Raw genomic sequence first — 3167 nt, forward strand, 5'->3', positions numbered from 1 at the left:
TCCTTTTGCGATACCCATACTTCTAAAAAAAAAACTGAAACTTCTATCGCAAAAGATTTAGCGGACAGCCCGACCCGGAGGGGAACGCCATAATTAGTTTATTAATTTTGTTTTTGTTAAAATACCGTCATTTTTTGTTTTTTAAGATGGTGTGATAGATTTTTTTAAATGCTATTGAGTATTTTTGTTTGAAACATTATAATTTAAGTATGAAAAAAACTATTGTATTGTTGACACTGTTTGTAATTTCAAATTTAAGTGCTCAGCAGCGCCCTAAGTTGGTGGTAGGTATTGTGGTAGACCAGATGAAAATGGAATATTTGTATCGGTTCTCAGATGATTTTTCGTCTAATGGATTTAAGAGATTGATGAATAATGGATATACTTTTCAGAATATGCATTATAATTATATGCCTACTTACACTGCTCCTGGTCATGCGTCTATTTATACCGGGACTACTCCGGCAACTCATGGAATTGTAGGAAATGAATGGTTTAGCAGGACACTTGGTAAAGATACCTATTGTACGGATGATGCTAGCGTGAAAACAGTTGGCGATGGTACTGCTGAAGAAGGGGCAATGTCTCCTAAAAACTTACTAAGTACTACTATTACTGATGAAGTAAGAATGGGGACGAATTTTGAAGGTAAAGTGATCGGAATGAGTTTGAAAGATCGTGGTGCGATTTTACCAGCAGGACATTTTGCGAATTGGGCTTTTTGGTACAGTAAGACAGGTTCTTTCATTTCAAGTACTTTTTATGGTGAAAAGTTGCCAGAATGGGTTGCGGAATTCAATAATGAGAAGCGTTATATGACATATATCAATAAGGGGTGGGATTTATATAAGCCTCTTTCGGTTTATAATGAAAGCTTACCGGATAATAATCCGTACGAAGGGAAGTTGTACGGAAGTGCAGCACCGGTTTTTCCTTATGATTTAAAGGGTATGTATGAGAAGAATGATGCGGGGGTTTTAAGAGCTACTCCTTATGGAAATGACTTGTTGGCAGAATTTGCGATGAAGGCTATCGAAAAGGAAGAGTTAGGAAAAGATAGTATAACTGATTTTCTAACAGTAAGTTTTTCTTCTACAGATTATGTGGGGCATTTACTTGGGCCAAGATCGATGGAACTTCAGGATACTTATTTAAGGTTGGATCAGACAATTGCTGACTTTTTAAATTATTTAGATAAAACGGTTGGGAAAGATAATTATTTGTTATTCTTAACAGCTGATCATGCAGGTGCTGAGAATGTAATCTATTTAAAGGATCGAAAATATAATGTAAACAATTATCCGGTTAAGGATGTTAGAAAAAGTCTGCAGGATTTTTCAGTGAAAACATTTGGTGTTGATTTGATTTTAAATTATTCGAACTTTAATGTGTTTTTGAATAAGCCAGTTCTTAAGAAAAAAGGACTTGATTTGGTAAAAGTAAAGCAGAGTTTTAAGGAGTTTTTGATTTCACAGCCACAAGTTAAAAGAGCATATACAGAAGAGGAAATTTTAGCAAATTCCGGAAAGGATTATTATCTTGATTTTATAGCGAAAGGTTATGATGTAACTCAAAACGGAGATTTGATTATTCTTGATAAACCTGGAAATATTGAATATTCTACTACAGGAACATCACATGGAACTCCTTATAGTTATGATACACATGTGCCAGCTATTTTTTATGGATGGCATATTAAAAAAGGAGAGTCATACGACAAAAAGGCTATAACTGAAATTGCGCCTACAATAGCCCAAAAAATTAAAGTAACTTTTCCAAATGGAACAGAAGCAAAAGTGTTGCAGGAAGTTCTGGATGAAAAATAGTTTTTCTGTACTTGAAATAGAGCCTGTCATGTTTTGTGACAGGTTTTTTTATGCGTAAAAAAAAGGCTTCTCAATTAAGAAAAGCCTTTTGATAGTGTTTAGTAAGCACTTATTTTAATGTTAGCATTATGCGTTTGCTAATACTTCTTCGTTGAAAGGTAAATTCCAAGCTTCTGCAACTCCTTTGTAAAGGATTTTTCCATTAGCAATGTTTAATCCTTTTTTTAATTCTTCGTTTTCGTTACAAGCAGTCTCCCATCCTTTGTTTGCTAATTGTACCGCATAAGGTAGAGTAGCATTTGTTAAAGCTAAAGTAGAAGTGTAAGGAACAGCTCCTGGCATATTTGCTACGCAATAGTGAACAATATCATCGATGATGAAAGTTGGATTTTCGTGAGTGGTAGGAGTACAAGTTTCGATACATCCACCTTGATCTACCGCTACGTCAACAACGACAGTTCCAGGACGCATTAATTTTAACATGTCACGAGTAATTAAGTGAGGTGCTTTTGCTCCTGGGATCAAAACGGCACCAACAATTAAATCAGCTGTAGCGATTGCTTTAGTGATGTTGTAGTGGTTAGACATTTCTGTGTTCACGTTAGCTGGCATGATATCATCTAAATAACGTAAACGTGGTAAGCTTAAATCCATGATAGTAACCTGAGCACCTAAACCAGCAGCCATTTTAGCAGCTTGAGTTCCTACGATTCCTCCTCCTAAAACCAGTACTTTTGCTGGTGGAACACCTGGAACACCTCCTAAAAGAATTCCTCTTCCTTTTAATGGTTTTTCAAGGTATTTTGCCCCTTGTTGGATAGCCATACGACCTGCAACTTCAGACATTGGTACTAATAATGGTAAACTACGGTCTGCTTTTTCAACAGTTTCGTAAGCTAAACATACAGCGCCTTTCTCAAGCATAGCATGAGTTAATGGCTCTGATGAAGCAAAGTGGAAGTAAGTGAATAATAATTGATCTTTTTTGATTAATGGGTATTCAGAAGCAATAGGCTCTTTTACTTTAATAATCATTTCTGCAATGGCATATACTTCTTCAATAGTTCCTAAAACTACCGCACCTGCATTTGCATATTCATCATCACTGAAACCACTTCCTAAACCGGCTGTAGCTTGTACGTAAACAGTATGTCCGTGTTTTTTCATTTCAGAAACTCCTGCAGGAGTTAATGCTACACGGTTCTCATTGTTTTTGATTTCTTTTGGAACACCTATTATCATTTTGTTATCTTTTTTATTTTTTGTTGAAATTGTTTTACAAAACTACAGATAGAGAATATATTATTGATTAACGTGGAATAAATAAGAAAATATTATTTT

2 protein-coding genes are annotated in these 3167 nt (G+C 35.2%); one reads left to right on the top strand and one right to left on the bottom strand.

What is annotated here, in order from left to right; all coding sequences use genetic code 11:
• Positions 1–209 precede the first annotated feature (209 nt).
• Positions 210–1826, top strand: coding sequence for an alkaline phosphatase PafA (gene pafA / locus JO950_RS21550; RefSeq protein WP_202704482.1), 1617 nt, complete (start codon positions 210–212; stop codon positions 1824–1826).
• Positions 1827–1952: 126 nt separating this feature from the next.
• Here pafA and ald read toward each other — a convergent pair whose 3' ends face one another.
• A complete protein-coding gene (ald, locus tag JO950_RS21555; protein WP_202704483.1) occupies positions 1953–3068 on the bottom strand; it encodes an alanine dehydrogenase in 1116 nt (371 codons plus the stop codon).
• Between the last annotated feature and the right edge of the window lie 99 nt (positions 3069–3167).

Origin of the sequence: Flavobacterium sp. UGB4466 (genome assembly GCF_903469665.1) — a bacterium.
GTDB classification, from domain to species: domain Bacteria; phylum Bacteroidota; class Bacteroidia; order Flavobacteriales; family Flavobacteriaceae; genus Flavobacterium; species Flavobacterium lipolyticum.